Origin of the sequence: Mycobacterium sp., from assembly GCF_040509115.1 — a bacterium.
In the GTDB taxonomy this organism is placed as follows: domain Bacteria; phylum Actinomycetota; class Actinomycetes; order Mycobacteriales; family Mycobacteriaceae; genus Mycobacterium.
The window spans coordinates 1-3631 of record NZ_JBEVLO010000235.1 but is presented as its reverse complement, the minus strand read 5'-3'; the positions used below and the strand labels follow the sequence as shown (position 1 = coordinate 3631).

Sequence of the window (3631 nt, the reverse complement as noted above, 5' to 3'; positions counted from 1 at the left end):
ACCAAATCGCGGCCGACATTCGCGCACCGGTATTCGGTCGCCTCGACGTCCCGATTCTGATTGGTGCCTTCAACCGGATTATGTTGCGAACGGCGGGTCGCAGCGCCGACGGGGTACTCGGACACGGCGTCTTTACCGATCGTTGGTGGAGCGAGGTGGTCGACGCCGAACTTTCGCGTGGCGCGCGCGAAACCGGGCGTGATGCCGACTTGCTCCGACGCTGGGGGTGGTTGATCACCGCCATAGACGACGAGGACCCGCAACGTGCGATCTCAGATGCCAAACTTCAGATCGCTTTTTACCTCACAGTCAAGACCTACGACTCACTTGTTGAGCTACACGGGTGGCACGACGAAGTGGCGGCGATCCGCGCCACCTTCCGCAGCAGCCACCCCAAAGCGATCGCTAATCACGTCACAGACGACATGCTGAACTCCATCGCGGTCTGCGGCAATTCGACACAGGCCGCCGAGATGCTGGCCGCCAGAAAACGGCTGCCGGACACCGCGTTCATGGCACCGCCGGCCTTCTTGGTTAGTCCACGCCGTAAGGCGCAGTACGACATGGCCGCCATCGGGCTCATGCGAGAACTGGGCCAGTCGCGCTGACCAGCGCATGGTTTACTGAGTTCAACAACTATATCGCCGGGCCGCGATCCATCGTCTAATTGGAGGACCGTGACTGACACCACCCCGTCGGTTTTAATGGCCGCCCAAGACGACAGCGCACCAACGGCACCTGCCGTCCGACCCCTCAAGACCGCTGAGTTGGTAGCCCGCACACTGCGTCGCATGATCGTCGATGGCCAACTCAAAGAAGGCGATTTCCTTCCCCACGAAGCCGAATTGATCAGCCAGTTCGGGGTGAGCAGACCGACACTGCGCGAAGCGGTACGGGTGCTGGAGTCCGAACGACTGGTTGAGGTTCGACGTGGCTCGCGCACCGGGGCCCGGATCCGCGTCCCAGGAGCAGAGATCGTGGCCCGGCCAGCCGGCCTCTTGCTGGAGTTGTCCGGCGCGAGCATTGCCCAGGTCATGGTCGCCCGGTCGGGCATCGAGCCACTCGCGGCCCGGCTGCTGGCGCAACGGGGCAGCACGGCGGCCATCGCTGAGTTGGAGGATATGCTCGCCACCGCCATCCCGGCCGCCTTCCGTGAAGGACGACTTGCCGAGGCGTCTGCCCGCTTTCATCGGCGGCTGGTGGAACTGTCGGGGAACTCGACTTTGGGCATGATCGCCGGAATGCTGCATGAGATCACCGAGCGGCACACCGAAGCGGCGATCAGCGAGCGCCGCCAGGTTCCCCGAGCCCACTACGACCAGCTTGTGCGGTCCTATCAGCTTCTGATCGAACTCGTCAGGGCTGGTGACGCCGACGAGGCCGAGGCCCACTGGCGTCGCCACATGGACATCGCCCGTGACTTGCTGCTGCGCGGACTGGAATCGATCAAAGTGCGCGATGTGATCGGCTGACCACACCTAAGGTCAACTACTGAGAAAGGCACGTGATGGATGAGCTGACATTGCTGCAGGCGGTCCGGCTGAAGGGCCGGGTCTCTGATTCCGACCTCGCCGCGACGACCGGTGTGAACAACGCGGACATCGCGTCTGCCGTTGCGCCGCTGCACGAGGCAGGATTGCTTGCCGCGGGCAAGACCATCAAGATCACCCCCGAGGGCCGGGCGAGACTAGCCCAATTACTCGCCGACGAACGGTCGGCTATCGATACCGACGCGTTGGCCGCCGCCTACGAGGATTTCCGCAGTGTGAACGGCGATTTCAAAGCGCTGGTCTCCGATTGGCAACTGCGGAACGGGGAGCCCAACACTCACGACGACCCAGAATACGACGGCAATGTACTTAGCGGCTTGGACGGTATACATCAACGTGTATTGCCCATCCTCGCTGCGGTCGCCGCCGAAATCCCGCGGCTTGAATCGTATTCCGCCAAGCTGGCGTCAGCCCTGGCGAAGGTGAAAGCAGGCGAGACAACCTGGCTGACGCGTCCGATCATCGACTCCTATCACACTGTGTGGTTCGAAGTGCACGAGGAATTGATCCTGGCGGCGGGCCTCACCCGTGATGCCGAAGCCAAAGCTGGCCACGCCCAGTAGTTCGGCCGGGCCGCCCTGTCGGGGCGTGATGGATGGTGTCAGCCGCCGCCGGTGCAGCGAACACTCCGCGCCGCAACGTAGCATTCAAAGCCGAAATGACCACTGGCAGCATCGATCGTGGACCGAGTCCGCACGGATCGGCGGACTCCCTCGCTGCGCGCATCGCCCGTAGTCTCGAGGCCGAAGTTGTAGCTGCCGGCTGGCCCGTTGGCACACTTCTTGGCTCTGAACCTGTCCTACGGCGTCGATTTGACGTCAGTGCAACTGTTTTTCGTGAAGCCGTACGGATACTCGAGCATCGGCAGGTCGCTCGCATGCGCCGCGGGCCCAACGGCGGCCTGATAGTCGAGGCCCCGGACGGGCGGTCGGCCATCAATGCGTTGATTGTCTACCTGGAATTCATCGATACCAGCACCGCCCACATTCTGCAGGCACGAACGGTGCTGGAGCCGTTGGCCGCTGAACTGGTTGCACGTCACGTGTCCGAGGACGATGTCGCAGAGCTCCGATTTCTTCTACGAAACGACGCTGCCGAAGAAAGCAGGCGCGCCGACCCTTTCCACAAGTGGGTCGGCGACCACTGCGCCAACCCGGTCGTTGCGCTGCTCACCGACGTCCTAGGCGTAATGACTGAACGCTATGTCCGCGCACCATGGCGGGCCCCTGTACCGGCGGTCGTCGCTGAACTACAAGCCGACGCCATCGGCTCCCACCGTGCCATCGCGGATGCGGTCGCTTCTGGTGACAGCGCTCTGGCACGGGTACGTATGAGCGATCATCTCGACGCAGTCACCACGATCCTGGCCCACGATCCCGCGCACCGCGCACCGCGCCGGGGACCGCGCTTTCGGGACTCGCCGGCAGGACCTAATGCAACACTGGCCGAGCAGCTTGCGGGACGCATGTTCGATGACATCACCCGTCAAGGTTGGCCCACCGGAGAGGTTCTGGGCTCCCAACCGGAACTGATGACTACCTATGGTGTGGGACGTGCGGTCCTGCGCGCGGCAATCCGCCTACTGGAGATCCATTCGGTGGCCATGACACGGCGTGGACCAGGAGGCGGGCTGGTCGTGATGCGACCTGATCAGCGTGCTGGCATCGAAGCTTCCTCGGTCTACCTGAGTTTCCGAGGCACTACGGCGCACGACCTGGACGTCGTTCGCGATGCGATCGCGCTCGGTGCGGTCGAGATCTTGGGCCGCGCAGCCTGGCCCAGCGACTCAAAAACCATCCATGAACTCCAAGATGCCGAGTCTAAAGGTGTTGTTGCATTGCAGTTGTCGTTGGTTCATGCAACGGAAAACCCGGTTCTGTGCTTGTTTTTCGACATCCTCATCGACCTGATGGACAGGCTTAATGCGGGCCAGCACATCAACCGTGCTACCGCTGGCGATGCCACGGCGAAGGCGAGGGTCGTCAGTGCGTTGGCGCAGCACAATTGGCCGTTGGCCCAGCGTCGGCTGCGCGCCCTTCACCGTTAGCTCGCTGGGTAAGACCGCGATCTGGACACGGTGC

General features: G+C 62.9%; 4 protein-coding genes. All 4 read left to right on the top strand.

Features of this window, described 5'->3' with window-relative positions:
* On the top strand, window positions 1-608 hold a 608-nt coding region (locus ABW137_RS16130; RefSeq protein ID WP_526401684.1), incomplete at its 5' end, for an LLM class flavin-dependent oxidoreductase.
* A gap of 69 nt (window positions 609-677) precedes the next feature.
* A complete protein-coding gene (locus ABW137_RS16125; protein WP_526401682.1) occupies window positions 678-1472 on the top strand; it encodes a FadR/GntR family transcriptional regulator in 795 nt (264 codons plus the stop codon).
* Between the two features lie 35 nt (window positions 1473-1507).
* Window positions 1508-2113 carry a MarR family transcriptional regulator gene (locus ABW137_RS16120; protein ID WP_526401686.1) on the top strand — a complete coding sequence of 202 codons (606 nt, stop codon included), beginning with the start codon at window positions 1508-1510 and terminating at the stop codon, window positions 2111-2113.
* Between the two features lie 314 nt (window positions 2114-2427).
* Complete coding sequence (locus ABW137_RS16115; RefSeq protein WP_526401680.1) at window positions 2428-3597, top strand: FadR/GntR family transcriptional regulator; 1170 nt, start codon at window positions 2428-2430, stop codon at window positions 3595-3597.
* The last annotated feature ends 34 nt before the right edge of the window (window positions 3598-3631 follow it).

Excerpts from the sequence above, each read along its gene's own strand:
- ABW137_RS16120 (WP_526401686.1), top strand. The coding sequence starts at position 1,508 with ATGGATGAGCTGACATTGCTGCAGGCGGTCCGGCTGAAGGGCCGGGTC.
- ABW137_RS16115 (WP_526401680.1), top strand. The coding sequence starts at position 2,428 with ATGCGCCGCGGGCCCAACGGCGGCCTGATAGTCGAGGCCCCGGACGGG.